At 71.2% G+C, this 2,559-nt stretch carries 2 protein-coding genes; both read left to right on the top strand.

Annotated elements, in window-relative coordinates; genetic code table 11:
• The coding region (gene pgfA / locus ACRDUX_RS22240) for a cell envelope lipid trafficking protein PgfA (protein WP_526416564.1) at positions 1 to 899 on the top strand (899 nt) is incomplete at its 5' end.
• Between the two features lie 20 nt (positions 900 to 919).
• On the top strand, positions 920 to 2,559 hold a 1,640-nt coding region (locus ACRDUX_RS22235), incomplete at its 3' end, for an MmpA family trehalose lipid delivery protein (RefSeq protein WP_526416562.1).

The raw sequence follows: 2,559 nt of genomic DNA, 5'->3' as shown, positions 1-2,559 counted from the left end.
ACAAGCAGAAGGACAACGGCCTGCTCCTGGCTCTCGTCGACACCGTCACGCTGGACCGCAAGACCGCATTGGCCGTGTCGAGCGACACCAATCCCGGCGGCTCGGTGCAGAAGCCGCGCAGCATCTCCGATCCCCAGCCGCCGACCAACGTCGCGCTGCCGCACGAGGGTCTGGCCTATCGCTTCCCGTTCGACACCGAGAAGAAGACGTACCCCTACTTCGATCCGATCGCGCAGAAGGCGTACGACGCCAACTACGACGGTGAAGAGGACGTCAACGGGCTGAACACCTTCCGGTTCACCCAGAACGTGGGCTACGACGCCGACGGCAAGCTGGTGGATCCGGTCAAGTACGCATCGCTCTACGGTGACGACGCCGACAGCACGGTCTCCGCGCGTGCCGAGCTGTGGGGCCTACCCGGCGAGCCCGACGAGCAGATCACGATGACCCGGTACTACGCCGCACAGCGGACGTTCTGGGTGGATCCCGTCTCGGGAACCATCGTCAAGGCCGAGGAGCACGGCTACCACTACTACGCCCGCGATGCCCTGAAGCCCGAGGTCACGTTCGCCGACTACAAGGTCACGACCAACGAGGACACCGTCGAGGCGCAGGTCGCCAGCGCCCGCGACGAGGGTGACGTCGTCTCCCTGTGGGGACGGATCCTGCCGATCACCTTCACCGCCGTCGGCCTGCTGGCTCTGGTGGGTGGTGTGCTGCTCGGCTCGTTCACCCTGAGGGCGGAGTCCGCACTGATCGATCCCGGCCTCGACGACACCGGGCACGGGTTCTTCGGCAGGCGCCCCGCCGACACCGGTCCGATGCCCGCCGCCGAGGCCGCAACCGAGAAGATACCCACGCAGAGACCATCGGACCTGCCACCGGACCGACCAGTCTGATCGCTCGGTACCGGCTTGCAGTGCCCGCCTACGCGCTGGCACTGTCCCTGACGGTGACGGCGCCCCTGTTGGCGCCGGGTTATCTGCTGCTCCGTGACGCGGTATCCACACCGCGGGCATATCTGACCGACGCCGCGTTGGGGCTGACCGAGGCCGCACCCCGGGCGCTGCCGCAGGACTTCGCGGTGGCGCTGGCGTCGCACGTCGTCGACGGCGGCGTGGTGGTCAAGGTGTTGCTGATCGTCGGGCTGTGGCTCGCCGGCTGGGGTGCCGCGCGTCTGGCCGCGGTCGTGGTTCCCGCCTCCGGTATGCCGGGCCAGTTCGTCGCCGCGACGCTCGCGGTGTGGAATCCCTATGTCGCAGAACGTCTTCTGCAGGGGCACTGGAGTCTGCTCGTCGGGTACGGCTGCCTGTCGTGGGTGGCTGCCGCGGTGCTACGGCTGCGCGCGCAGGACGGTGACGCCTCCTGGTGGCCCGTGCTGTTCTGGATCGCGCTGGCCGGTCTGACGCCGACGGGGCTGATGCTCGCGGCGGCGGTGGCGCTGGTGAGCTGCGCGGCGCCGGGGACGGGCCGCTCCAGACGACTGTGCGCCGCAATGTCGCTGGGCGCTGCGATGCTCGGTGCGCTGCCGTGGCTCGTCGCGCCGCTGGTGGCGGATTCACTCTCGTTGACCCAGGCCGGCGTGCCCCAATTCGCCGCCCGGGCGGAGCCGGGCCTTGGCACGTTGGCGAGCCTCGCCGGTCTCGGGGGCATCTGGAACGGCCAGGCCGTACCGGATTCCCGGATGACGCTCTTCGCCGTCGTCGCCACCGTGGTTCTGCTCGCGGTGGTCGCGGTGGGCCTACCGACGGCGGTGCGGTGTTCGGGGGCGGTGCCGCTGATCGCGCTCGCGGCCATCGCGGTGGTGGTGCCGGCAGCGATGGCGACGGGCCCCGGCTTGGCGGCCGTCGAGGCCGTCGTTCGCGTGCTGCCCGGCCTCGGTGTGCTGCGCGACGCCCAGAAGTGGGTCGCACTGGCGGTGCCCGGTTACGCGGTGGCGGGTGCGTCGGCGCTGGTCACCATGCAGCGCAGGGTCCCGAAGGGCGTCTCGGCTGCGGTGTGTTGCCTCGCGCTGGTGGCCGTCCTTCCCGACCTGGCGTGGGGGGTGGGCGGGAAGGTCACCTCGGTGCGCTACCCGCAGGGGTGGACGACGGCGGCCGCGCTGATCAACGCCGCCCCGCGACCGGTCGCGGTGCTGCCACCCGGCAGCATGCGGCACTACCCGTGGGCGGGGGACGTACCCGTGCTGGAGCCGCTGCCGCGCTGGGTGTCTGCCGACGTGCTCAGCACCGGCGACCTGGTGATCGGCGGGCAGACCGTACCCGGCGAGGGTGAGCGTGCCCGCGGCGTGGAAGCCCTGGTGCTGTCTGGTGCTGGCGCAGCCGAATTGGCCAGGGCAGGCGTCGGCTGGGTCGTCGTCGAGGGCGGTGGTGCGGACGCGCCACGGCTGGCGCTGCCCGTCGCCCATGCCGACGACGATCTCGTGGTGTACCGGGTCGGCGGCGACCGGCCGCCGGCAGCCCACCGAGGCGTCATGATCGCGGCCCACCTGGTCTGGCTCGCAGCGCTGATCGCGGGGGCCGCGGGTATGCTGACCGGCGCGCTCGGCCGGGCTAGACG

The organism is Mycobacterium sp. (assembly GCF_050701675.1).
Taxonomy (GTDB): domain Bacteria; phylum Actinomycetota; class Actinomycetes; order Mycobacteriales; family Mycobacteriaceae; genus Mycobacterium.
This window is presented reverse-complemented; position numbering and strand designations above follow the sequence as displayed.